Consider the following 24,917-nt stretch of genomic DNA (forward strand, 5'->3'; position numbering starts at 1 on the left):
CGTCCACCACGTGAGGGCGCATCACTGCACCTCGGCCAAGCGAGGCAGAGCCCGGCGGGCTTCGCCGATGGGGTCGGGCGTTGTGAGAGGCTGGGCCACATGAACCGGTTGGCTGGCGTGACCTCGCCTTATCTGCTTCAGCACGCTGACAATCCGGTCGACTGGTGGCCGTGGACGCCGGAAGCCTTCGAGGAAGCGCGGCGGCGTGACGTCCCCGTTCTGCTGTCGGTCGGTTACTCCGCGTGTCACTGGTGCCACGTCATGGCGCACGAGTCCTTCGAGGACGAGGCCACCGCCGCGTATCTGAACGAACACTTCGTGTCCGTCAAGGTGGACCGTGAGGAGCGTCCCGATGTGGACGCGGTGTACATGGAGGCGGTGCAGGCCGCCACCGGGCAGGGCGGATGGCCCATGACCGTGTTCCTGACCCCGGACGCCGAGCCGTTCTACTTCGGGACCTACTTCCCGCCCGAGCCCCGGCACGGTATGCCGTCCTTCCGGCAGCTGCTGGAAGGGGTCACCTCCGCCTGGAGCGAGCGGCGGGACGAGGTCGCCGAGGTGGCCGGGAAGATCGTGCGCGATCTGTCGGGCCGCTCGCTCGCGTACGGGGGCCAGGGGCAGCCGGGCCAGGAGGAGACCGCCGCGGCGCTGCTGAGTCTGACCAGGGACTACGACGCGGTGGACGGCGGATTCGGTGGGGCGCCGAAGTTCCCGCCGTCGATGGTCCTCGAGTTCCTGCTGCGGCACTGGGCGCGCACCGGTGCCGAGGGGGCGCTGGAGATGGCCGCCGACACCTGTGAGGCGATGGCCAGGGGCGGGATCTACGACCAGCTCGGAGGTGGATTCGCGCGGTACGCGGTGGACCGCCACTGGGTCGTGCCGCACTTCGAGAAGATGCTCTACGACAACGCGTTGCTGTGCCGGGTCTACGCCCATCTGTGGCGTGCGACCGGCAGTGGGACGGCCCGCCGGGTCGCCCTGGAGACCGCGGACTTCATGGTGCGGGAACTGCGCACCACCGAGGGCGGCTTCGCCTCGGCCCTGGACGCCGACAGCGCCGTCCCCGGGGACGGCGGCGGCCGGCACGCCGAGGGGGCGTACTACGTCTGGACCCCCGCCCAGCTGACCGAGGTTCTGGGCGAGGAGGACGCGGAGTTCGCCGCGCGCTGCTTCGGTGTGACCGAGGAGGGGACCTTCGAGGAAGGCGCCTCCGTGCTGCAACTCCCGCAGGACGGAGCGGTGGAGGCTCCTGGCGCGCCGGAGGACATGCCGGAAGGCGCGCGGGAGGGTGCGGGGGAAGGCACGGGCAAGGACGCCGGAGGGGACGCCGCCCGGTTCGCCTCCGTACGCGAGAGGCTGCTCGCCGCGCGCGAGCGGAGGCCCCGGCCGGGCCGCGACGACAAGATCGTCGCGGCGTGGAACGGACTGGCGATCGCGGCACTCGCCGAGGTGGGCGCACTCTTCGAGCGGCCGGATCTGGTCGAGCGGGCGACCGAGGCCGCCGATCTGCTCGTACGGCTGCACATGGATTCCGGCGCGCGTCTCGCCCGTACCTCCAAGGACGGCCGCGCAGGGGCCAACGCCGGCGTCCTGGAGGATTACGCCGATGTCGCCGAGGGCTTCCTCGCGCTGGCGTCCGTGACCGGCGAGGGCGTGTGGCTGGAGTTCGCCGGACTTCTTCTCGACATCGTGCTGGAGCGGTTCACGGGCCCCGAAGGGCAGTTGTACGACACCGCTCATGACGCCGAGCGGCTGATCCGGCGGCCGCAGGACCCCACCGACAACGCCGCTCCGTCCGGCTGGACCGCCGCCGCGGGCGCACTGCTCTCCTATGCGGCGCACACCGGCTCCGAGGCCCACCGCACCGCCGCCGAGCAGGCGCTCGGCGTGGTCAAGGCACTGGGCCCGCGGGTGCCCCGCTTCGTCGGCTGGGGGCTCGCCGTCGCCGAGGCCCTGCTCGACGGGCCGCGTGAGGTCGCCGTGGTCGGGCCGCAGGACGATCCCGCGACGCGTGCGCTGCACCGCGCCGCGCTGCTCGGCACCGCCCCCGGTGCGGTCGTCGCGGCCGGGGAGCCGGACGGTGGTGAGTTCCCGCTGCTCGCGCACCGGCCCCTGGTCGGCGGCAGGCCTGCGGCGTATGTCTGCCGGCACTTCGTCTGTGCCGCCCCGGTCACCGACGAAGCAGCACTGGTGGGGGAGTTGACCCCTGGGGCGTAAGCGGCCGCGAATACCCCCGGTGGTCCAAGCGAAACAAGCCATTCACCAAAACCAGCCATCGTCGACACGATTCCTGCCTATTCTCTTCACAGCTGACACACAGCTGCGTCGCGCGGGGCCGCAACGACGGGGTTCCGCCGTGCACGCAGGGGGGTTTCAGGGAGACGAGCGCGGTGGGCAAGGGGGCCTGCGGTGGGGGTCACCCTGCTTGAGGGGGGCCAATTGCTCACTTCCATATCCATCGCCGCCGTCTCCATGGTGCTCTTCTGGATGGCGGCGTTCACGCTCTGGTGGCAGATGCACGCCTGGCGTACGCCCGAGACGCTCGCGGCGACGCGCTTCGAGAGTCCGGCCGGCGCACACGGCCTGTCGTTCTCGCTGCTGTTGCCCGCCCGGCACGAGCAGTTGGTGCTGGAGCACACCATCGGCCGGCTGCTCGAATCCACCCACCGTGACTTCGAGATCATCGTCATCGTCGGGCATGACGACCCGGAGACCACGCAGGTCGCCGTGCTGGCCGCGGCCCGTGATCCGGACCGGGTGCGGGTCGTGGTCGACACCCACGACATCAAGAACAAGCCGAAGGCACTCAACACCGCCCTGCCGCACTGCACGGGCGATGTCGTCGGGGTCTTCGACGCCGAGGACCAGGTCCACCCGGAACTGCTCGCCCATGTCGACCATGCCTTCACCGCCACCGGCGCGGACGTGGTCCAAGGCGGCGTCCAGCTGATCAACTTCCATTCGTCCTGGTACTCACTGCGCAACTGCCTCGAGTACTTCTTCTGGTTCCGCTCGCGGCTCCACCTTCACGCGCAGAAAGGTTTCATCCCGCTTGGTGGCAACACCGTCTTCGTACGCACCGATGTGCTGCGGGAGGCCGGCGGCTGGGACCAGAACTGCCTCGCCGAGGACTGCGACCTGGGTGTGCGGCTGTCCAGCAAGGGCAAGAAGGTCGTCGTCGCCTACGACGCCGACATGGTCACCCGGGAGGAGACACCCGGCTCCCTGATGTCGCTGCTCAAACAGCGCACCCGGTGGAACCAGGGCTTCCTGCAGGTCTACCGGAAGAAGGACTGGAGGCAACTGCCCACGCTCGGGCAGCGGATGCTCGCCCGCCACACGCTCATGACCCCGTTCATGCAGGCGTTCACCGGTCTGGTCATCCCGTTCAACGTGGCGATCGCCCTCCTCCTCGACGTGCCCGTCGGGGTCGCCTTCGTCACCTTCCTGCCGTTGATCACGGCCCTGGTGACCTTCGTCTTCGAGATCGTCGGGCTGCACGACTTCGGTGCCCAGTACGGGCTCAGGGTCCGTTTCGCGCACTACCTCAAGCTCATCGCCGGCGGCCCCTTCTACCAGTTGCTCCTTGCGGGCGCGGCCGTGCGGGCCGTGTGGCGTGAACAGCGGGGCCAGCGGGGCTGGGAGCTGACCAGCCATGTCGGCGCGCACCTTTCCCGAGAGGACGTCCACGCGTGAGCTCGACCCTGACCACGCAGGCGCCCCCGGAGGCGTCGCCCGTCCGTCCTGCCGATCCCAAACGGCGTCTGACCGTCCGGCCCGTGGTCCGCTTCCGCTCCTCACGGCCCGATCTGCTGCTGTGCGGGGCGCTGCTGGTGGCGATCCTGCTGGTGCAGGGGTGGAACATCGGGCGGTTCCCGACCCTGAGCGACGACGAGGGCACGTACCTGGCCCAGGCCTGGGCGGTCCAGCAGGGCAAGGGACTCGCCCACTACACCTACTGGTACGACCATCCGCCCCTCGGCTGGCTGCAGATCGCGGCGCTCACCTGGATACCCTCGCTGATCGCGCCCGACTCGATGACCGTCGCCACCATGCGCGGGGCGATGCTGCTGGTCAGCGCAGTCAGCGCCGTGCTGCTGTATGTGCTGGCGCGACGGCTGTGGCTGCCGCGCTGGGCGGCGGGGCTGGCGATGGTGCTGTTCGGCCTGTCTCCGCTGTCCGTCGTCCTCCAGCGGGAGATCTTCCTCGACAACCTCGCCGTGATGTGGATGCTGCTGGCGTTCTGTCTCGCGGCATCGCCGAGCCGGCATCTATGGCACCACTTCGCGGCGGGGCTCACCGCGGCGGTCGGTGTGCTGACGAAGGAGACCATGCTGGTGGTGCTGCCCGCGCTGCTGGTGACGATGTGGCGCTTCAGCCACCGGGACACCCGCAAGTTCGCGGTCACCGGCGCGGTCACGGCGTGTGCGCTGATCGGCTTCTCGTATCCGCTGTTCGCCCTGCTCAAGGGCGAACTGGTCCCCGGCGAAGGGCATGTGTCGCTGTGGGAGGGCATCACGTACCAGATGAGCCGGCCGGGCTCCGGTTTCATCCTCACCGAGGGCACCGGGTCGAACGGTGTGCTGCGGTCCTGGCTGTACTACGACCGGGTGCTGCCGGTCGGCGGTGTCGCGGGCGCGGCGCTGCTGCTGGTCACCCTGCGCTGGTCGGTGACCGCACGGGCCCTCGCCGGTCCCGCCCTCGCGGTCGCGATCCTGACGGCGGTCGCGATGCGCGGCTCCGGCTATCTGCCGGCGATGTACGTCATCCAGGCGCTGCCGTTCCTGGCGCTGGTGCTGGCGGGCGGCGCGGCCAGCGTGGCGCACGCGGTGCTCAACAGACGCCGGGGTGCCGGAGAGCGGCGCTCGCTGACCCTTGCCCGCCGGGTGGTGGCCGTGCTGCTCGTCGCCGGTGCCGCCGTGTACACCGTGCCGCGCTGGTACGAGGGCGACCGCACGGCGATGACCGCGGACGCCAACGCCTCCTACCGGGCGGCCGCTTCCTGGCTGGCGTCCGAGGTCGCCGAACCGGCCCGCACCCGGGTCCTCGTCGACGACGCGCTCTGGCTGGACCTGGTGCACGCCGGGTACGAGCCCGGTCTCGGCGCGATCTGGTTCTACAAGGCCGATCTCGACCCGGCGGTCACCAGGACGATGCCGGGCGGCTGGCGTGACCTGGACTATGTCGTCGCGTCGCCCACGGTGCGGCGAGACGCGCGCGACCTGCCCAAGGTGAAGGCGGCGCTGGAGCATTCGACACCCGTCGCCGTCTTCGGCACGGGCGAGGACCGGATCGAGATCCGCAGAGTCGGGGGAGCTGAACGCAATTGACGCCCCAGCACACAGGAGTCGGGGGACTGGACGATCCCGCCGCCGACGCCGCCGAAGCGCTCACGGAGGCGCACGACACGGAGGCGCACAGTAGGGCGGCGCCGCGCGACGTGGCGGAGCCTGGCGCGGTCACCCTCGTCATCCCCACCTTCAACGAGTCGGGGAACGTACGGGAGTTGCTGCGCAGGCTCGCCGAGTCGGTGCCCGCGCGACTGCCCTGCGAGGTCGTGTTCGTCGACGACTCCACCGACGACACCCCCGCCGTGATCGCCGACGCCGCGCGAGACTGCCCCTTCCCGGTGTCCGTCATCCACCGGGAGTCGCCCGACGGCGGGCTCGGTGGAGCGGTCGTCGAGGGGATGAAGGCGGCCGGGTCGGACTGGATCGTCGTGATGGACGCCGACCTCCAGCATCCGCCGTCCCTCGTCCCCGATCTCGTCGCCACCGGTGAGAAGGAGTCCGCCGATCTCGTCGTGGCCAGCCGCTATCTTCCCGGCGGCAGTCGCGCGGGGCTGGCGGGCGGCTACCGGGTGGCCGTGTCGAGGGGCGCGACCTGGCTGGCGAAGGGGCTCTTCCCGCGCTCCCTGCGGGGCATCAGCGACCCGATGAGCGGCTTCTTCGCGATCCGCCGGGCCGCGGTGACGGCGGAGGCACTGAAGCCCCTCGGCTACAAGATCCTGCTGGAACTGGCCGTGCGCTGCCGCCCCGCCGCCGTCGCCGAGGTGCCGTTCGACTTCCAGGACCGTTTCGCGGGCGAGTCCAAGTCGACGGCCAAGGAGGGTGTGCGCTTCCTGAGGCATCTCGTCGAACTGCGCACCGCATCGCCGCTCGCCCGCATGATCGCGTTCGGGCTGATCGGGCTCACCGGTTTCGTGCCCAACCTGCTGGCCCTGCATCTGCTGGTCGGGGCGCGGGTGCACTATCTGCCCGCGGAGATCCTCGCCAACCAGCTGGGTGTGATCTGGAACTTCCTCCTCATCGAGGTGCTGCTGTTCCGCGACCGGCGCCACCACCGTCACTGGGCGGATCGTGTCGGCCGGTTCGCGCTGCTGGCCAACGCCGATCTGGTGCTGCGCATCCCGCTGATCGCCCTGTTCGTGACGCAGTTCAAGCTCGCCGTGCTGCCCGCGACCGCCCTCGCGCTGCTCACCACCTTCACCCTGCGCTTCATCGGGACCGAGGCGCTGGTCTATCTGCCCCGCAGGAGCCGTACCGACCGGAGCCGCACAGCAAGGAGCACCAGTTGAGTCCATCCCTACGCAGACCGCGCTCATCCGCCCGCAGGACAACTGTGCTGGGTGCCGTCGCCGCCGTGACGACGGCCCTGCTGGTCTCGGTCCCACAGGCCGCCACCGCGGGCCCCAACCTCGTCAAGAACCCCGGCTTCGAGACCGCGGGCACGGGCGACGGCATGCCGCACTGCTGGGAGAAGTCCGGCTGGGGCGACAACGACTTCACCTTCACCACGACCACGGACGCGCACACCGGCTCCGCCGCCATGAAGGTCGAGCTGACCCGGCGGGTCGACGGTGACCGCAAGGCCCTGATCACCGAGACCGCGGCCTGCGCTCCCCAGGTCGTCCCGGAGCGGCAGTACGACCTGTCGTTCTGGTACAAGTCCACGACCCCCGACACCGCACTCACCCTCTTCCGGCACGACACCACCGCCGGCTGGCAGTACTGGACCGACCTGCGGACGCTGCCGATGGAGTCCGGCTGGACCCGCAGCGAGGTCCGTACGCCCGCCGTCCCACCGAACACGGACCAGATCACCTGGGGTGTCTCCGTCTTCGGCCCCGGCAGTGTGACGACGGACGACTATGTGATGGAGGAGGTCGCCCCGCCCGCGCCGGACCCGGTGTGCACGGCGACGGCGGAGGAGTGCGCGAAGGGCCGGTGGGACGTCATGCCCACCAAGAACCCGGTGCGGTCGATGCACTCCGTCGTGCTGCACGGGGGCAAGGTGCTGCTGATCGCGGGCTCCGGCAACGACCCGACGATGTTCGCGGCGGGGACGTTCACGTCCGCCGTCTACGACCCGGTGGCGGGCACGTACAAGAACATCCCCACGCCTGCGGACATGTTCTGCGCCGGACATGTCCAGCTGTCGGACGGCCGGGTGCTGGTGATGAGCGGCAACAAGGGCTATCCGTCGGCCGACGGCAGGATCGGCTACCAGGGCCTGAAGGACTCGTACATCTTCGACCCCGCGACCGAGACGTACACCAGGACCAACGACATGAACGGCGGGCACTGGTACCCGTCGGCGACGGTCCTCGGCAACGGCGACGTCATCTCCTTCGGAGGGCTGAAGGAGGACTCGACGGGCAATGTGACCGCGGAGAAGTTCTCCGCGGCCGAGAACAAGTGGCTGCCGCTCCACCAGGTCAACCAGACCTGGTCGTTCTGGGGCTTGTACCCGTCGATGATCCTGATGCAGGACGGCCGGCTCTTCTACTCCGGCAGCCATGTCTTCGGCAACGGCACCCCGGGCACCGGCGCCTCGGTCTACGACTACGACGCCAACACCATCACCGATGTGCCGGGCCTTCGGAACAAGGACCAGCGCGACGAGAGCGCCAGCGTGCTGCTGCCCCCGGCGCAGGACCAGCGGGTGCTGACCATAGGCGGCGGCAACAACGAGACCAACCCGGTGGCCAACAGGCTCACCGACATCATCGACCTGAAGCAGCCCAGCCCACAGTACACGGCCGGGCCGCCGCTTCCGCAGGGCCTGGTCGACCAGGGTCAGGGCAAGCGTCCGCAGACCGGTGACGAGGGCAAGATGTTCGTCTCGGCCGTACTGCTGCCCGACGGCAAGGTGCTGGAGACCGGCGGCGGACTGCACGACCGGGCCGACCCGGTGTACGAGGCCTCGTTCTTCGACCCGACGACGAACACGTACCAGGAGGGGCTCGCGGCCGACCCGGTTCCGCGGACGTACCACTCGTCGGCGTTCCTGCTGCCCGACGGCCGGGTGATGTCCGTCGGCGACAACCCCGGCAACGGCACGTACAACCACAACGTGTCGATCTACACCCCGCCCTACCTCCTCAAGGGGCCGCGCCCGCGCATCACTTCGGTGAGCGACAGGCAGTGGCAGTACGGGGACACCCAGCGGATCACCGTCGACCGGCCGATCGCCAAGGCGGAGCTGATCCGCCCGGCGGCCGTCACTCACTCCTCGGACCCCAACCAGCGTTTCGTGGACCTGCCGTTGAGCGTGATCGACGACCGGACCGTCGATCTGAACGTCACCGGCAACCCCAACCTCGCCCCGCCCGGCTGGTACATGCTCTTCGGGGTGGACGCGAACGGGCTGCCGACGGTCGCCGAGTGGGTGCACCTGGGAGCCGCCGGGGCAGGTGCCGCGCACGCCCCCTCCGCGCACCAGGCACCGTCCGCGCACGTCCACGACTTCGCGGGCGACCTATCCACGTCGCCCGGGAAGAACGCCCAGAAGCGTGCGTCGGTGCCCGTGAGCCCGAAGATCGCGGGCTGCGACCGGCACTACGGTCCCGCGAACGTGTGCGTGCCGCTGGCCTTCCCGAAGCCGGTGAAGGTGACGACGAAGTCCCGTTGCGACTGGCTGGCCTCGCACGGATACGGCCGGCTGAAAGTCAACGGCAGGGGCGACCCGCTGCGGCTCGACCCGGACCGGGACGGCCGTATCTGCGGGAAGGGGGATCTGGGGAGGTAGGTCACCGGTTCGGCGGGCGGACCGGCTCGGATACCGCCCGCCGAAGCCGGAGTCGTTCACCGGCGGCGCTGCACCGGTCCGCTGGTGGTGAGTTGGCGGAGGTCGATGGCCTCCGCAATGGCGTGGTGTCCGCGGTCGTTCGGGTGGAGATGGTCCCCGGAGTCGAACGCGGGGCGGATACGGGTGGGATCGGCGGGGTCCTTGAGGGCGGCGTCGAAGTCCAGTACGCCGTCGAAGAGGCCACTGCGGCGGATGTGGGTGTTGACGGCCTGGCGGCAGCGCTCGCCTGCCTGCTCGTAGCGGAGAAATCCGTTGTACGGCGGGATGGTCGTGGCGACGACACGGACGCCGCGAGCGTGAGCGCGTGCCACGAACTTCCTGAACCCCCCGATGATCGCCTGCGGGTCGTACTGGTGCGGCGTCTGCTGGATGTCGTTGATGACATCGGTGAGCACGATGGTCTGCACGCCGGGGACCGCGAGCGCGTCGCGTTCCTGGCGTTCCAGGGCGCTGGGATTGCCGTCGTCGTTCCTGGTGAGCAGCCGGGTGGCGGTGACGCTGGCGTTGACCACCGATACGGGTGAGCCGGCGTTCTTGAGGCGCCGGTCCATCTGTTCGGGCCAGGCCGCGCCCGTTGTGGTGCCGTGTCCACCCGAGACCGATGCGCCGATCACCACTACGTCCCGGCCGGAGGAAGGGGAAGGGGCGGACGAAGCGGGGGACGCGCCGGTCTGCGCGGTGACGGTCAGTGCGGTGACCGTCAGGAGCACGCACAGGTTGAACAGGGCAGGCGCGAGCCACGGGGCTCGGGATCGCGTAAGCACCGGAGCCATGTCAGCGTCCTCTCGTGACCGGACGTCCCGCGGCGCGGGGTCCTCGGAGCATCCAGCGTCTGCCGGGCAGCTCGATCCAGCGGTACAGGACGCAGGACAGGCCGAGTGACACGGCGAAGACGGCGGTGGCGAGAGCCAGGGCGGCCCCTGTCCCGAGTTCGGGACGCTTGCCGAGCAGCTGCTCGGCTGCCCGCATGACCAGGATGTGGATCATGTAGAAGGAGAAGGACCACTCACCGAGCCGGACCATCCACGGGCGACGCCACAGCGACCGGGCGCCGTGCACGTCATTGAGTGCCGCCGCCGGTATGAGACAGGCCAGCCCGATCACCGTGAACGCCGCATAGCTGCCGCCGCCGGGCAGCTGATGCGCGAGGAAGTAGCCGATGAGGGTGAGCCCCATGGCCGCCTCCGACCCGGGACCGCGCCACGCCCCGATCCGGACCAGACGGCCGATCGCCGCGCCGAGGACGAACTCGGGGAGCCGGGCGAGCGGGAACGAGTACAGCGTCCAGCCCAGGGCGAGATACGAGTTGACCCAGGGCAGCAGGATCACCGCCCCGGTGCATGACATCGCCAGGGCGGTGAGGCCGCGGGGGCTCAGGCGGCGCAGGCCCGCGTACAGGGCGGGGAAGACGGCGTAGAAGAACGCCTCGCAGGTCAGCGACCAGCTGACCGGATTCAGTGCCTGCCACCACTGCGAGTTCCACGAGCTGACCAGCAGGAGGTTCGACACCGCCTCGGGCAGGCCGCTCGGGCGCAGGCCCGGAACCAGGGCGAGGGCCAGCACCAGGGCAGTCGCCGCGGTGACCAGGTGCACCGGGTAGATCCGGGCGATCCGCCGCCGCCAGAACACCCGGGCGCTGTCTCCCGGACGGGCCGACCACGCCAGCACGAAGCCGGACAGAATGAAGAAGAACGACACTCCCGTCGCGCCGGCTCCGAAGGCCCAGTCGACGATGCGGGCGCTCTCGCCGCCGAAGTACCCGAAGTTCCGCACGTGGTAGACGAAGACCACGAACGCCGCCGCCCAGCGCATGCCGGTCAGGGAGGGCAGCAGCGCGGACCCTGGTGCCGGCGGGGCCGCGGCTGTGTCGGTGCGTATCGCCTGGAGCGTCATGGCCGCACCTGACGTGCGTACGGGGATGGCAGACGGGTGAGCAGGGCAGCACAGTTCAGCGCGTCCATGAAGGGGGTCCTGTCGCGAGTTCGACGGTTCGGACGGCACCTCGTGTATGCAGTGCGCACGGGCGCCGGCAGCGGCAACGCGTGGATGGTTCGGACTGCGGTCCGGCCGTCTGGGCGGACGAGGTGTCGCCGGCGAGGGGGTGCCCGAACTGAGCCGTTCGGGCATCGCTGCAATGCTTCGTCAGCTTCCGAGGCCGGGGAGCTGTCCGCGCTTGTCGGTGACGCTGCGGCTCAGGACCGCGGTGGTGGCGGTGACCTGGCCGGACTCGGTCTTGCCACTGTCCTTGATCAAGACGCTGCGCTCGCCGATGAACTCCAGGGTGCGCTTGTTGAAGATCCACTCGGTGCGCTCGTAGCCCTGGACGCGGGCGACGGCGATGCCGTGGCGGTCTGCTGCGTCCACGGCATCACCCACGACGGTGACGCCGGGGATCTTGGCTGCGGCCTTGTACAGGGCCGCACTGACCTTCGGCGGCGCCAGCTGCTCGCACATCAGCTCGCCGATCGTCTCGAACGCCCGCTGGTCTCGGCCGTCTCCGGCGCCCCCGGCCTCGTCGTAGATCTTCTTCAGCAGCGCGTCGGGGTCGGTGGGCAGCGACTCCAGGTAGCGGTAGGTCGGGTTACTCAGCGAGGGTGCCGGGAGATCCCCGGTGACAAGACGCCCGGCGTCGTCCGTCCACCGGTCGACCAGCTCCACGTTCTCGCCATGCTCGCGCAGCAGGCCGGGGCGGGTTCCGTCGACCGAAAGCCAGACCTGCCGCAAGTGCATCCTGTCCAGGCTTGAAGCCTGCTTGGTGGCGATGTACACGTACTGGTCGTCGCGGACGGTGGGCGCGGGTTTGGACGCGGCGACGGTGGCGATACGGTCCAGCAGCGCCACAGCCGGTGTGGCCTCGGTTCCGGGTGCCGACGGGCCGGAGGCCACGGCCGGGCCGGGGCCCGTGGTGGAGTGCCGGTCGAGCACACCGCCGGCGACCAGTGCGACAGCCATGGCACCTGCGGCCAGCGGGATGGCCGCGAATATCAGGCGGCGACGATGCCGGGTACGGGGCTCGGGGGTGGCGGCGTCGGCGCTGTGCCGGATTTCGCGTACCAGGTGGTCCTTCAGGAGCCCGTGGTGGCGTCCGGGCAGGTCCCGCTCGACCGGGACCGGCAGCAGCCGGGCCAGCTCCTCGCGCTCGGCCTGGGTGGGCGTCAGGGACAGCACGTCCTCGGCTGCCGACCAGTCGCCGGTCAGCCGGAAGGCATGGCTGTGCACGGCCCGGGCGTAGTCATCGAAGAGAGACCCGAACGTGTCGGGATCTCCCGCCCGCATCCGGGCGCGCATACTCAGCTCCATGCCATGGGACTGTCCGGCCGACCTGGACTCGTTCCCGGAAAGTGACGCACGCCATATCGGAGCTCAGGAGTGCGCAGCTCAGGAGTGCTGGTACGCCACCAGGGAGATTCCCACGTAGTGGACGACGAAGGCGGCCAGCGTGAACGAGTGGAAGACCTCGTGGAAGCCGAACCAGCGCGGTGACGGGTTCGGCCGCTTGATCCCGTAGACCACCCCGCCCGCGCTGTAGAGCAGTCCGCCGACGATCACGAGCACCAGCACGGCGATGCCGCCCTTGCGCATGAAGTCCGGCAGGAAGAAGATCGCCGCCCAGCCCATCGCGATGTAGCACGGGGTGTAGAGCCAGCGGGGCGCGCCCACCCAGAACACCCGGAAGGCGATTCCCGCCACCGCTGCCGCCCAGACCGCCCACAGGAGCACCCGCCCGGTGGAGTCCGGTAGGAGGAGCAGCGTCAGCGGGGTATACGTACCCGCGATGATGAGGAAGATGTTCGCGTGGTCCAGCCGGCGCAGTACGGCCGTGGCACGCGGGCCCCAGGTGCCTCGGTGGTACAGCGCACTCACACCGAAGAGCAGACAGGCGGTGATCACGTAGATACCGCAGGCGATCCGGCCGCGGGTCGAGTCCGCGAGGGCCGTGAGCACGATGCCCGCGACGGTGACGGCGGGAAACATCCCGGCGTGGAGCCATCCCCGCAGCCGCGGTTTCACCGGTGGTGATTCGATCTCGTGCACTTCGGGCGCGGCTGCTGTCATGGCGGCATGCTACCTACGCGCCCGTAACTTGCGGCACGGAGTGGCCATGCTCACGTGAGACGTCCTCTGGACATATGGGCAGGCGGCACGGATGATCAGATGAGTGCGGTCGGCACCGGATGAGCGGCTACGAAGCATCCGGGTCGCAGCCCCCACGGGGCAACAAACTTCAAACCCCTCATTTAGGAGCAATCGTGGCGCGCGACATCGCGGCTCCCAGCACCGTCCCCACCAACCACCGGGAACTTCTGGCCTGGGTGGATGAGATAGCAGCCATCACGCAGCCGGACAGGGTGGTCTGGTGCGACGGATCCGAGGCCGAGTACGACCGTCTGTCGGAGGAGCTCGTCGCCAAGGGCACGTTCCGCAAGCTGGACCCGATCAAGCGCCCGAACTCGTACTACGCCGCCTCCGACCCCTCCGACGTGGCCCGTGTCGAGGACCGCACCTTCATCTGCTCCGAGAAGGAGGAGGACGCGGGCGCGACCAACCACTGGAAGGCCCCCGCGGAGATGCGGGAGATCTTCACCGGTGAGCAGGGAATCTTCCGCGGCGCGATGCGCGGCCGGACCATGTACGTGGTCCCGTTCTGCATGGGCCCCCTCGGCTCTCCGCTCTCCGCACTGGGCGTCGAGATCACCGACTCCGCCTACGTGGCGGTCTCCATGCGCACCATGACCCGCATGGGCCAGGACGTCCTGGACGAGCTGGGCGACGACGGCTTCTTCGTGAAGGCGGTCCACACGCTCGGCGCGCCGCTCGCCGAGGGCGAGGAGGACGTGCCGTGGCCGTGCAACAGCACCAAGTACATCTCGCACTTCCCCGAGGGCCGCGAGATCTGGTCCTACGGCTCCGGCTACGGCGGCAACGCGCTGCTGGGCAAGAAGTGCTACGCCCTGCGCATCGCCTCCGTCATGGCCCGCGACGAGGGCTGGCTCGCCGAGCACATGCTGGTGCTCAAGCTGACGCCGCCGCAGGGTGAGCCCAAGTACGTCGCCGCCGCCTTCCCGTCGGCCTGCGGCAAGACCAACCTCGCCATGCTCGAGCCCACCATCTCCGGCTGGACCGTGGAGACGATCGGCGACGACATCGCCTGGATGCGCTTCGGCGAGGACGGCCGGCTCTACGCGATCAACCCCGAGGCGGGCTTCTTCGGCGTCGCGCCCGGCACCGGTGAGCACACCAACGCCAACGCCATGAAGACCCTGTGGGGCAACGCGGTCTTCACCAACGTCGCGCTGACCGACGACAACGACATCTGGTGGGAGGGCATGACGGAGGAGACTCCGGCCCACCTCACCGACTGGAAGGGCAACGACTGGACGCCCGCGTCGGACGCCCCGGCGGCGCACCCGAACGCCCGCTTCACCGTCCCGGCGTCGCAGTGTCCGATCATCGCGCCCGAGTGGGAGGACCCGAAGGGCGTGCCGATCTCGGCGATCCTCTTCGGCGGCCGCCGCGCCTCCGCCGTCCCGCTGGTGACGGAGTCGTTCGACTGGCAGCACGGTGTCTTCCTCGGCGCGAACGTCGCCTCCGAGAAGACCGCCGCCGCCGAGGGCAAGGTCGGCGAGCTGCGCCGCGACCCATTCGCGATGCTGCCGTTCTGCGGCTACAACATGGGCGACTACATGGCCCACTGGATCAAGGTCGGCCAGACCGCCGACGCCGCCAAGCTGCCGAAGATCTACTACGTGAACTGGTTCCGCAAGAACGACGCGGGCAAGTTCGTCTGGCCGGGCTTCGGCGAGAACAGTCGCGTGCTGAAGTGGATCGTGGAGCGTCTGGAAGGCAAGGCCGAGGGCGTCGAGACCCCGATCGGCATCCTGCCGACGAAGGAGTCGCTGGACACCGAGGGCCTCGAGATGCCCGAGGAGGACCTGGACTTCCTCCTCAAGGTCGACGCCGACGTGTGGCGCGAGGAGGCTGCGCTGGTTCCCGAGCACCTCAACACCTTCGGTGACCACACCCCGAAGGAGCTGTGGGACGAGTACCGCGCGCTGGTCGCCCGACTGGGCTGAACCCCCACTCGGAGCTGAGACCGTGGCCCGCACCGTACAACGGCGTACGGTGGCGGGCCCGGTCTTTGTGTTTGTCCTCAGGCGGCGGACGGCCTTGCGTGGTCGGGGGTTGCCCCCTGGCGTGGGCGTGGCCGGTGTGTCCGTCCTCAAGTGCCGGACGGGCTGGGTGGGTTGCCGGTGCCTAGGTGGCGGCCGGTGTGTCCGTCCTCAATCGCCGGACGGGCTTGGTTGGGCGGGCTTGCCCGGTGCGTGTGCTGGGCGTTGGGTGCCGCTGCGGGCCTCGCGCCCTGGACGGCATGATTTACGTCGCGCCTTACCCCTGCCGTTGTGGCACCGCTCGGGTTGCGCGCCACAATGGGGGTCCCCCCGGACGGAGTGGTGGCATACAGCCCGCCTCGATGCGGATCACGGCGACGCCGCCGCTCCCGAAGGGGACGAGCCCGGAGGGGCCCCCACCACCCACCACCCCCATCCCCAACGCACCGGCCACACCTTCAAGGCCGTCCGCCGATTGAGGACGGACACACCGGCCGCCGCAACGGTAGAGGGCACACAACAAGCCCGTCCGGCGATTGAGGACGGACACCCCGGTGCGGCGCCAAGGCCCCGGCCCACACCAAGGCCGTCCGCCGCCTGAGGACGGACCCCCCGGGGGCGCGCCCCCAAGGGTCTGGGCCCGGGCCCAGGAAACGCTGGGTGGCACCCGGTCCGCGCGCCTCCGCGGCCCGCGGACCGGGGCCGTCAGAGGGTGCCGACCAGCTGCGTCCGGTGCAGCGCGGCGGTGTGGGCGTCCATACGCTCGGCGGACAGAATCGCGGCGGCGGTGTCGGCGCGCGAGGCGGCGACGACGAGGGCCCGCCCGGCCAGTGCGAGGGCGCGCTCGTGCAGGGCTTCGGGTCCGGCACCGGTGAGACCCGCGTGCCGCACCGGCGGGGTGCCGCGGAGCCGGGCGACCTGGGTGGCGATGTGCTCCGCCTCGGTCTCGAGCCCGAGCTCGTCGGTGACCGCGAGGAGCGCGGCGAGATGACCCGCGAGCTGGATGTCGAGCTCCTCCTCCCGGCTGCGGTGGGGGAAGTCGGAGGCGACGTCCGTCGAGTGGACGGATCTGGAGCGTATCGGTTCGTACATGGTGGACGGCCTCCCTCACACTGTCAGGAGGCCATCCTACATTGGATTCTGTCTAAAGTTGTGCCGGATCGGGAATCTGTCCGGGAAACTCTCGCCGGAGGCCGTGGCCTGGGCCCGGCAGACCCTGCGGGCCGCGTCAGGGCTGGCTGTACCCGTCCAGGAAGTTCCCTATCCGGGTCACCGCGTCCGCCAGGTCCTTCGCGTTCGGCAGGGTGACGATCCGGAAGTGGTCGGGCTCGTGCCAGTTGAAGCCGGTGCCGTGGACGACCATGATCTTCTCGGTCCGGAGCAGGTCGAGCACCATCTTCCGGTCGTCCTTGACCTTGAAGACGTTCGGGTCCAGCCGCGGGAACAGATAGAGCGCCCCCTTCGGCTTCACGCAGGTCACCCCGGGGATCTGGGTCAGCAGGTCGTACGCCACGTCCCGCTGCTCCAGCAGCCGCCCGCCCGGGAGCACCAGCTCCTCGATCGACTGCCGCCCCTGGAGCGCCGCGGCGACCGCGTGCTGCGCCGGCATATTGGCGCACAGCCGCATGTTCGCCAGGATCGTCAGGCCCTCGATGTAGGACGACGCGTGCGCCTTCGGGCCGCAGACCGCGAGCCAGCCGCTGCGGTAGCCCGCCACCCGGTAGTTCTTGGACATCCCGTTGAAGGTCAGCACCATCAGATCGGGTGCGATCGCGGCCGTCGGCGTGTGGGTGGCCCCGTCGTAGAGGATCTTGTCGTAGATCTCGTCGGAGCAGACGACCAGCTGGTGGCGGCGGGCGATCTCGGTGAGGCCGCGCAGTACCTCGTCGTCGTAGACGGCGCCGGTCGGATTGTTCGGGTTGATGATCACGATCGCCTTGGTGCGGTCGGTGATCTTCCGCTCGATGTCCGCGAGGTCGGGCATCCAGTCGGACTGCTCGTCGCAGCGGTAGTGCACGGCCGTGCCGCCGGAGAGCGAGACGGAGGCGGTCCACAGCGGGTAGTCCGGAGCCGGTACGAGCACCTCGTCACCGTCGTCGAGCAGTGCCTGCATCGACATCTGGATCAGCTCTGAGACGCCGTTGCCGAGGTAGATGTCCTCGACCGACAGCGGGATGCCCTTGGTCTCGTAGTGGCTCATGATCGCGCGCCGCGCGCTCAGCAGGCCCTTCGCGTCGCCGTATCCATGGGCGCCGGCCACGTTCCGCAGGACGTCCTCGAGGATCGCCGGCGGGCATTCGAAGCCGAACGCGGCGGGGTTGCCGGTGTTCAGCTTGAGGATGCGGTGCCCCGCGGCCTCCAGTCGCATCGCCTCCTCGAGTACCGGGCCCCGGATCTCGTAACAGACGTTGGCGAGCTTGGTCGACTGGATCACCTGCATGACGCGAGCTTACGGGGGTGCCGCGCGGGGCGCTCCGTGTTTTGGGCCACGTCGTGGTCGGCCCGGCGGCCCGCCGCAGGTCGCGGGGGCCGTAGGCGCTCACGGTGCCGCCCGTTCGGGTGAGGGCGGCACGGGCTGGAGAGCCTCGGCCGGCCCCGTCAGGGCCGGGGTCCGCCGTCCGCGGACGGTGCGACGATGCGCGCCACCGCCGCCACGACGGCGGCGCGGTAACGGGCCCTGTGCTCTTCGTGCCACGGGGTGCCGTCCGCGTCGGTGGCGGGGCCGCCGGGCGCGGCGAACCACGACTGGGCCAGGGAGAGTACGAGCGTGAGCATGTCGGCGGGGTCGGTGCCCGCGTCGATGCGTCCGGCCTCCTGTTCGGCGGCCACGCCGGCGGCCTTGTGGCGGTAGGCATCGGCGCCGGCCGCCGATGTCCCGGGGCGTTCCAGCTGCTTCCAGGTGACGAGCCGCATCAGCTCCGGCCGGTCCGCCAGATGGTCGAAGATCGCGCCGGCGTAACCGGGCAGGTCCCTGGCGTCGAACGGCACCGACTCGGCGCCCTCCTCCATGGCCTGCTGGAGAACCCGGTCGAAGAGCTGCTCCTTGTTGCCGAAGTAGACGTAGATCAGGCGCTTGTTCGCCCCGGCCGCCTCGGCGATGCGGTCGACCCGGGCGCCCGCGATGCCGTACTCGGCGAACTCGGTGAGAGCCGCGTCGAGCAAGCGTGCCTTGGTAGCGCTGGAGTCCCGTGCCATGCGGAGCAGCGTACCCGGTAACTATCCAGTTATTGACATCGCGCAGAGGCTTGCCTCATAGTGAAACTAACGAGTTAGTTACTTAGCGGGTCGTGACCCGCGCAGAGCGAGCGGAGAGCGTCATGGAGCAGCGTGCACTGGGATCCCAGGGTCTGGTCGTCGGAGCCGAGGGGCTCGGCTGCATGGGGATGAGCGCCTTCTACGGCGCGATCGACGAGGTCGAGGCGCTGGCCACGATCGACCGTGCCCTGGACCTCGGGGTCACCATGCTGGACACCGCCGAGGGGTACGGTCCCTTCGTCAACGAGCAACTGGTCGCCAAGGCGGTCGCCGGCCGCCGCGAGAACGTCGTGATCGCCACCAAGACCGGGTTCGAGTTCACCGACGAGGGCGCCGTCGTCGGTCTCAACGGCCGGCCCGAGTACATTCACCGGGCCGCGGACCGCTCCCTGCGCCACCTCGGCACGGACCACATCGACCTCTACTACCTGCACCGCGTCGACCCGAACGTGCCCATCGAGGAGAGCGTCGGCGCCATGGCGGAGCTCGTCACGGCCGGCAAGGTCCGCTATCTGGGGCTGAGTGAGGCGGCGGCCGCGACCATCCGGCGTGCGCACGCCGTCCATCCGCTCACCGCCGTGCAGACCGAGTACTCGCTCTTCGAGCGGGGCCTCGAGGGTGACGGCGTCCGGGCCGCGCTGAGCGAGCTCGGTATCGGCCTCGTCGCCTACTCGCCCCTCGGTCGCGGCTTCCTGTCCGGTGCGATCACCTCGCCCGACGACTTCGCCGAGGACGACTACCGCCGTACCGACCCGCGCTTCCAGGGGGAGAACTTCGCCCGGAACCTCGCCGTCGTCGACGAGGTGCGGCGCCTGGCCGAGGAGAAGTCGGTCACCCCGTCCCAGCTGGCGCTGGCCTGGGTGCTGCGCCAGGGTGCGGTCCCGATCCCCGGCACCAAGCGCCGCCGCTACCTGGAGGAGAACGTGGCGGCCCTGGACGTGACCCTCACCGCCGATGACCTCGCGTCCCTCGAGGCCGTGGCGCCGCGTGGTGTCGCGTCCGGCGACCGCTACTCGCCCGCGTTCATGCAGATGCTCAACGGCTGACGCCCGGGCTTCTGCCGTGCGGGCCGCGCCCGCGGCTATCGTTCATTTGTTCGGTTATCTGGGTACCCTGGAGGCATGGCAGCCGTCCACCTCCAGGGCTCGCTCTTCGACCAGAGCGACGAGATCCACCTCGGTCCGCTGACGGGCGTCCACCGCACCGTGCTCGGTGCCGGCGCCTGGATCGATGCGCTGTCGGGCTGGCTCACCGGCGCCGACGCCCTGTTCGAGGAGCTGGCCGAGGGCGTCCCCTGGCACGCCGAGCGCCGGCAGATGTACGACCGCGAGGTCGACGTGCCCCGGCTGCTCGCCTACTACCGCGAGCGCGAACCCCTCCCGCACCCCGTCCTCGTCGAGGCGAGGGAAGCTCTGTCCGCGCACTACGCCGGCGAGCTCGGGGAGGGATTCGTGACGGCGGGGCTCTGCTACTACCGCGATGGCCACGACAGCGTCGCCTGGCACGGTGACACCCACGGGCGCGGCTCCCGCGAGGACACGATGGTCGCGATCCTCTCCGTCGGCTCCCCGCGCGATCTGGCACTCCGCCCCCGCGACGGCGGCGGCCCCACGGTCCGCAAGGCGCTCGGGCACGGAGACCTCCTCGTCATGGGCGGCTCCTGCCAGCGGACCTGGGAGCATGCCGTCCCGAAGACCACACGGGCGGTCGGGCCCAGGATCAGCATCCAGTTCCGTCCGTGCGGGGTGAGTTGAGGCGGGGCGTCAGGGCCTCTGGAGTGTCCGGAGCCTGTGTGCCGCGTTCGAACGAGTCCGGAGCAACACCCTTGAAACCGGAGGGTGTTCGTCCGTATTCTCGTCGTTGCGGCTGCTGGACGTCGCCCGAAGGTCCAAGTAGATTCAGCCACTCAGTGGCTGGTTGACGTCTACGCCACGACCGACACGCGCGAGCGATGGTCCGGTGAGTGGTCCCGTCGGGGCCCCTGCGTACAGCAGCAGGGGAGGGGACCCAGGGGGAAGTCGATGGTTCGCAGCGCCCCTTGATCGCCGGACTGACGAGTGAACCAGGAGCAAACCAGGTGGTGCAGTCCGGACAGGACGCCAGATCCCCAGTGGGTGCGGGGGAGGCGCGGACCACCCGTTCCGCGAGCGACGACCTCCTCTACTACGGTTATGACGGCGAACGCGTCGCCGACACCGCCCTCGTACGGATCGTCCGCTGCCGTCCCGCTTCCGCCGACCGGGCAGCCGCAGAGCTGTACGACCGTCACGGCGCTGCGCTCCTGCGGTTCGCGGCGTTGTGCGCGGCCACCCCTCACTCCGCGGGCGAACTCGCCGCTGAGGCCGGCCGGATCGCGATCCGCGACGTGCCAACGTTGTCAGACCTCGCCTGGCGTCCACGGTTGCTCACCGCGGTGCTGGGTGTCGCCGCTTCCTGGATGCGCTCCGGCCGTGGCGCCGACCTCGGCCCCGATCTGCGCAGAACGCTGGAGGCCGGTGAAGGGGGCGGGCGAGCGAGAGGCGACGTCCCGTCGTTGGCCCTGGAGGCGTTCTCCGGTCTTCCGGCGCGCACACAGACGGTGCTGTGGCACGACGTCGTGGAGGGCGAGGACCTGGCGACGATCAGCCGCTACATCGGCGCCGCCGAGGCGACCCCGGGCAGTCCGGCGAGCGCGCGCGACGCCTTCCGCATCGCCTATGTGCGGGTCTACGAGGACCAGGCCGAGGGCGAATGCCGGCACTTCACCCGTATCGTCGTGGCGTCCGCACGGCTCGGTGCCAACCCCATGGACAGCCATCTGAAGTCCCACCTCGCACAGTGCCCGGGCTGCAGCCGCGCCTACGACGACCTCCAGCGGATGCACGGCGGTCACGGCATCCTGCTCGCCGAAGGCGTCCTGGCATGGGGCGGTGCCCGGTATGTCGCGCAGCGCCCGGCCGGTGACCCGCAGGGCGAACGCACCGCCGGATCCCGGCCATCGAGCGGGCGTGGGCTCGCACGCATCGGCGGCGCGGTGCTCATGGCCCGTTCCGGCCTCGCGCCCGGGCTGCCCCGCACACAGCGGGCGCGCCGACTGGCCGCCGTGGGGGCGCTGGTCTGCCTCGCCGTGGGCGTACCGGCCACGATCGTGGCGTTCACCGCGAGCGATCCCGTAGGGCCGCCGGTCGCGAGCGGTGCCCTCGTGCCCGCGACGGCGCTGCCGCCGACCGCATCCGCATCGGCATCCGCGTCGGCTTCGCCGTCGGCCTCCCCGTCCCCTTCTCCGTCGCCGAGCACGTCCACGCTGCCGCCGCCGGAACGCGGGAAGTCCCCACGCCCCAGCGCGTCCCCGAGCCACAAGCCGCCGACGCCCGCACCACCGGTCGTCCCCGGCGCCGTGGTCTCCTGGAACTTCGGGCAGAACACCGGCGCCGCGACCGCCGACGGGTCCGGCAACGGCAACACCGGTGTGCTGGTGGGCGGTCCGAGCCCCGCCGGCGGAGCGCTCCGCTTCGACGGACGGAGCCAGTACGTCGAGTCGGTGCGCTCCGCCGTGGACACCAACCACAGTTACACCGTCGCCGCCTGGGTGAACCTCGGGTCGAAGGGGGCCTTCCGCACCGCGGTGAGTCAGGACGGCGACCGGATCAGCGGCTTCTTCCTCCAGTACGACTCGCGCATCGACCGCTGGACCATGGCCGTCCTCGACGACGACTCCACCCGCGCGGACTACGACCAGGCCGAGTCCGTGACACGGCCGGCGGTCGGCACCTGGGTGCACCTCACGGGTGTCTACGACGACGACGCGGACGAACTGCGCCTGTACGTCAACGGTGTACTGGAGGACACCGAGAGACACTCGGGCGACTGGGGCGCCCGGGGCAACTTCGTCGCCGGACGCGCCAAGTGGGGCGGTGGGGACTCCGACCGGTTCGACGGCCTCATCGGGGACGTACGGGCCTTCCCCCGCGCCCTCGGAACATCGGAGGCCGCACTGCTGGCGAAGAGCCCGCCGCCGAAGTGACCTGAGTCCGGTCGGCGAGCCCGCCGTCAGCAGTCGTCAGCCGTTGTCAGTTGTCGACCGGGCGCAGCCGGCAGCGCGCCGGCCCGGCCGCGCGCAGGGTGATCCCGGCTTCGACGGGAACCTCCCCGTCCACGGCCTCCAGCTCGTACGCCCGCAGGATCATCGAGAGCGAGAGGACCGACTCCAGCATCGAGAAGTGCTGACCGATGCAGGCCCGCGGGCCGCCCCCGAACGGGAACCAGGCGTACCGCGGCCGGTCCTTCTCCCGACCCGGTTCGAAGCGATCGGGGTCGAAGCGCTCCGGCTCCTCCCAGTACCGCGGATGCCGGTGCGTCACCCACGGGGCCACGATCACATCCGCACCGGCCGGAATCGTGAGCCCGCCGACCTCGGCCGCGGCGACCGCCTGCCGGCCGATGACCGGCGCCGCCGGATAGAGCCGCATGGCCTCCTTCAGCACCTGCGTCAGATACGGCAGCGCGTCGATGTCGTACGCCTCGGGCGTCCGGCCCGCCAGTACGCGTACGGCCTCCGCCCGTGCCCGGGCCTGGAGTTCGGGATGCCGGGCCAGCAGGTGGAGGGAGAACGCCAGTGAGGTGGCCGTCGTCTCATGCCCCGCCAGCAGGAAGATCAGGACTTGGTCCCTTATCTCGGACGCGTCCAGGCTGCCGTCCTCGGCGCTCCGCGCCTGCGAGAGAAGGGTGAGCAGATCGTCGCCCTTCGCCCCGTCCCCTTCCGCGCGCCGCTGCTCGATGATCCGGTCGCACACCCCGTACAGCTCCTCCGTCGCGGAGGCGGCACCGCGGTTGGCGGGGGTCGGCCAGCTGCGCGGCGGATTGACGGGCGAATACCCGCGGCGCAGCGTGTAGTTCCCGATCACCGGGAAGCAGCGCTCGATGACGTGCACCGCCTCCTCGACGTCCGTGCCGAACAGGATGCGGGCCACCGCGCGCAGCGCGAGCCCGGTCATCTCGTCGACCACGTCGACGGTGGACGCCGGGGCGTCCTTCCAGCGCGCGAGGAGCACATCGGTCTCGTCGGTGACGGCCGCGGCGTATCCGTCGACGCGGCGGCGCGTGAACAGCGGCTGCATAAGGCGCCGCTGGCGCATGTAGTCCTCGTCCTGGCTGGTCAGCAGACCGTTGCCGAAGGACTCCCGGACCTCCTCGTAAAACGCGTTGTCCTTGCGGAAGTTGGCCGCGTCGGTCGCCAGCACCTGCTGGGCGCCCTCGGCGGAGAACACCCCGTACAGCTCCATCCTCAGCCCGGGCGGACCGGCGGAGAATCTGACGACGTCACCGTGCTCGCGCCGGGCGTTGAGATAGGTGCCGAGGGAGTCCCGCTTGAGGTCGAACAGGGAGCCCAGTAGGGGCACTCCGGCGGGGCCGGGGACCTTGCCGCCCGTGGCCGTCACGGCCGTCATGCGGTGACGCCGTCCAGGAAGGCGGTCCAGGTGGCCGCGGGGACGGCGAAGGCGGGGCTGGTCTCGCCGAGCTTGGAGTCCCGGACGTGGACGGTGTGGGGGCAGGGGCAGGTGGCGACCTCGACGCAGTCGCCGCCTTGGCTGTCGCTGTACGTGGACTTAAGCCAGTCGAGGGCGACTTCGAGGCAGGCGCCGCCTTCGCTGTCGCTGTAGCTTGACTTGAACCATGTGAGACGCTCGCTCATAGTTCCTCCGCCACTTCCCTGATGAAGTTCGCTGATTCCTCGACGCCGAGAGCCTGCATGCGGATCATGCCATGCGTCTCGGCGATGGCGCTTACCTTGCAAGGCTCCGAGTGGAGTGCGCTCGTCTTCGGTGCCTCGACGTAGGCATACCGCTCATGGTCTTCGGTCTCCAGCAGAATCATCGAGCCGTTCAGTGCCAGGCCGTTGCACTTGCCGCGTGGCAGCACCTGGATCGACACATTGCGCAAGGTGCCCATCTTCAACAGGTGTTCAAGCTGTGAGCGCATCATCTCCGGGCCGCCCACCAGCGTCCGGAATGCCGCCTCGTAGAGGACGAAGCTGTACACCGTACCGGTCCTGCGGGTCAGCGCATCCTGTCGCTGAAGCCGTCCCCGGACGCGTTCCTCGACGGTCTCGTCGTCAAGTGGCGGATGGCTCTCGCTGATCAGGGTGCGGGCGTACGCTTCGGTCTGGAGGAGGCCCGGGATCAGAACGGTGTCGTACGAGTGGTGCGCGATGGCTTCCTTCTCCAGCTCCATGAACTCCTGCGCACGCGCCGGAAACGGCTCCGGCTTCAGGAACTCCTGTGCCGCCAGCAGCTTCCCGCCCGCACCCAGCATCTGGTCCGCGACCTGGAGCAGCCGTACGCTCGGCTTTCTGCGGCCCTGCTCCATGGACTTGATGGTCTCGTACTCGTAGTTCGCTTCCCTGGCGAGCTGTTCACGGCTGATGCCCGCCTCCGTACGCCACAGCTTGATCTGGCTGCCGCAGTACCGCCACGCCTCGCTCAC

General features: G+C 70.0%; 19 protein-coding genes. 9 read left to right on the plus strand and 10 right to left on the minus strand.

The features are described from left to right. Window positions 1-99: 99 nt before the first annotated feature. The 5 genes from ACTWOL_RS23750 to ACTWOL_RS23770 all read left to right on the plus strand — a co-directional run bounded on the left by ACTWOL_RS23750 (window position 100) and on the right by ACTWOL_RS23770 (window position 9,030). On the plus strand, window positions 100-2,217 hold the full coding sequence (locus ACTWOL_RS23750) for a thioredoxin domain-containing protein (protein ID WP_474298781.1): 2,118 nt from the start codon (window positions 100-102) through the stop codon (window positions 2,215-2,217). 222 nt (window positions 2,218-2,439) lie between these two features. Further along, entirely contained in the window at window positions 2,440-3,696 is a 1,257-nt protein-coding gene (locus tag ACTWOL_RS23755) for a glycosyltransferase (RefSeq protein WP_474298782.1), read from the plus strand. Continuing rightward, window positions 3,693-5,330 carry a phospholipid carrier-dependent glycosyltransferase gene (locus ACTWOL_RS23760; RefSeq protein WP_474298783.1) on the plus strand — a complete coding sequence of 546 codons (1,638 nt, stop codon included), beginning with the start codon at window positions 3,693-3,695 and terminating at the stop codon, window positions 5,328-5,330. Before ACTWOL_RS23755 ends, ACTWOL_RS23760 begins: the two co-directional genes overlap by 4 nt. Beyond that, complete coding sequence (locus ACTWOL_RS23765; RefSeq protein WP_474298784.1) at window positions 5,327-6,577, plus strand: glycosyltransferase; 1,251 nt, start codon at window positions 5,327-5,329, stop codon at window positions 6,575-6,577. Before ACTWOL_RS23760 ends, ACTWOL_RS23765 begins: the two co-directional genes overlap by 4 nt. Further along, entirely contained in the window at window positions 6,574-9,030 is a 2,457-nt protein-coding gene (locus ACTWOL_RS23770) for a galactose oxidase-like domain-containing protein (protein ID WP_474298785.1), read from the plus strand. Before ACTWOL_RS23765 ends, ACTWOL_RS23770 begins: the two co-directional genes overlap by 4 nt. A 56-nt stretch (window positions 9,031-9,086) precedes the next feature. Here ACTWOL_RS23770 and ACTWOL_RS23775 read toward each other — a convergent pair whose 3' ends face one another. From ACTWOL_RS23775 to trhA, 4 genes are all read right to left on the minus strand, one after another. Then, on the minus strand, window positions 9,087-9,863 hold the full coding sequence (locus ACTWOL_RS23775; RefSeq protein WP_474298786.1) for a GDSL-type esterase/lipase family protein: 777 nt from the start codon (window positions 9,861-9,863) through the stop codon (window positions 9,087-9,089). A 1-nt stretch (window position 9,864) separates the two neighbouring features. After that, window positions 9,865-10,983, minus strand: a complete 1,119-nt coding sequence (locus ACTWOL_RS23780) for an acyltransferase family protein (protein ID WP_474298787.1) — start codon at window positions 10,981-10,983, stop codon at window positions 9,865-9,867. Between the two features lie 249 nt (window positions 10,984-11,232). Beyond that, window positions 11,233-12,390 (minus strand): CU044_5270 family protein, encoded by a 1,158-nt coding sequence (locus ACTWOL_RS23785; protein WP_474298788.1) that lies wholly within the window; start codon window positions 12,388-12,390, stop codon window positions 11,233-11,235. 78 nt (window positions 12,391-12,468) lie between these two features. Continuing rightward, entirely contained in the window at window positions 12,469-13,146 is a 678-nt protein-coding gene (gene trhA, locus ACTWOL_RS23790) for a PAQR family membrane homeostasis protein TrhA (RefSeq protein WP_474298789.1), read from the minus strand. A 206-nt stretch (window positions 13,147-13,352) separates the two neighbouring features. On the opposite strand from trhA, the gene ACTWOL_RS23795 reads away from it, so the two are divergent. After that, entirely contained in the window at window positions 13,353-15,164 is a 1,812-nt protein-coding gene (locus ACTWOL_RS23795) for a phosphoenolpyruvate carboxykinase (GTP) (protein ID WP_474301245.1), read from the plus strand. Between the two features lie 741 nt (window positions 15,165-15,905). Here the strand turns inward: ACTWOL_RS23795 and ACTWOL_RS23800 are convergent. From ACTWOL_RS23800 to ACTWOL_RS23810, 3 genes are all read right to left on the minus strand, one after another. Then, window positions 15,906-16,292, minus strand: coding sequence for an SCO4983 family protein (locus tag ACTWOL_RS23800; RefSeq protein ID WP_474298790.1), 387 nt, complete (start codon window positions 16,290-16,292; stop codon window positions 15,906-15,908). 136 nt (window positions 16,293-16,428) lie between these two features. Beyond that, window positions 16,429-17,640, minus strand: coding sequence for a pyridoxal phosphate-dependent aminotransferase (locus ACTWOL_RS23805; RefSeq protein WP_474298791.1), 1,212 nt, complete (start codon window positions 17,638-17,640; stop codon window positions 16,429-16,431). A 158-nt stretch (window positions 17,641-17,798) separates the two neighbouring features. Then, entirely contained in the window at window positions 17,799-18,395 is a 597-nt protein-coding gene (locus ACTWOL_RS23810; protein ID WP_474298792.1) for a TetR/AcrR family transcriptional regulator, read from the minus strand. Between the two features lie 122 nt (window positions 18,396-18,517). Here ACTWOL_RS23810 and ACTWOL_RS23815 point away from each other — a divergent pair, with 122 nt between their 5' ends. The 3 genes from ACTWOL_RS23815 (at window position 18,518) to ACTWOL_RS23825 (ending at window position 22,458) form a co-directional block, all read left to right on the plus strand. Continuing rightward, the gene (locus ACTWOL_RS23815; RefSeq protein WP_474298793.1) at window positions 18,518-19,501 is read left to right on the plus strand and encodes an aldo/keto reductase; all 984 of its coding nucleotides are present in this window, start codon (window positions 18,518-18,520) and stop codon (window positions 19,499-19,501) included. 75 nt (window positions 19,502-19,576) lie between these two features. Beyond that, on the plus strand, window positions 19,577-20,209 hold the full coding sequence (locus ACTWOL_RS23820; RefSeq protein ID WP_474298794.1) for an alpha-ketoglutarate-dependent dioxygenase AlkB: 633 nt from the start codon (window positions 19,577-19,579) through the stop codon (window positions 20,207-20,209). A 323-nt stretch (window positions 20,210-20,532) separates the two neighbouring features. Further along, window positions 20,533-22,458, plus strand: coding sequence for a LamG-like jellyroll fold domain-containing protein (locus tag ACTWOL_RS23825; RefSeq protein WP_474298795.1), 1,926 nt, complete (start codon window positions 20,533-20,535; stop codon window positions 22,456-22,458). 46 nt (window positions 22,459-22,504) lie between these two features. On the opposite strand, the gene ACTWOL_RS23830 is transcribed toward ACTWOL_RS23825, so the two are convergent. Genes ACTWOL_RS23830 through ACTWOL_RS23840 form a run of 3 tightly spaced genes read right to left on the minus strand, consistent with a single transcriptional unit; the run spans window position 22,505 to window position 24,917 of the window. After that, entirely contained in the window at window positions 22,505-23,881 is a 1,377-nt protein-coding gene (locus ACTWOL_RS23830; RefSeq protein ID WP_474298796.1) for a cytochrome P450, read from the minus strand. After that, window positions 23,878-24,126: a DUF397 domain-containing protein gene (locus ACTWOL_RS23835; protein WP_474298797.1), complete on the minus strand. Its 249-nt coding sequence runs from the start codon at window positions 24,124-24,126 to the stop codon at window positions 23,878-23,880. The genes ACTWOL_RS23830 and ACTWOL_RS23835 overlap by 4 nt, the downstream gene beginning before the upstream one ends. After that, window positions 24,123-24,917, minus strand: a complete 795-nt coding sequence (locus ACTWOL_RS23840) for a helix-turn-helix domain-containing protein (protein ID WP_474298798.1) — start codon at window positions 24,915-24,917, stop codon at window positions 24,123-24,125. Before ACTWOL_RS23840 ends, ACTWOL_RS23835 begins: the two co-directional genes overlap by 4 nt.

It is taken from the genome of Micromonospora sp. IBHARD003 (assembly GCF_056106285.1).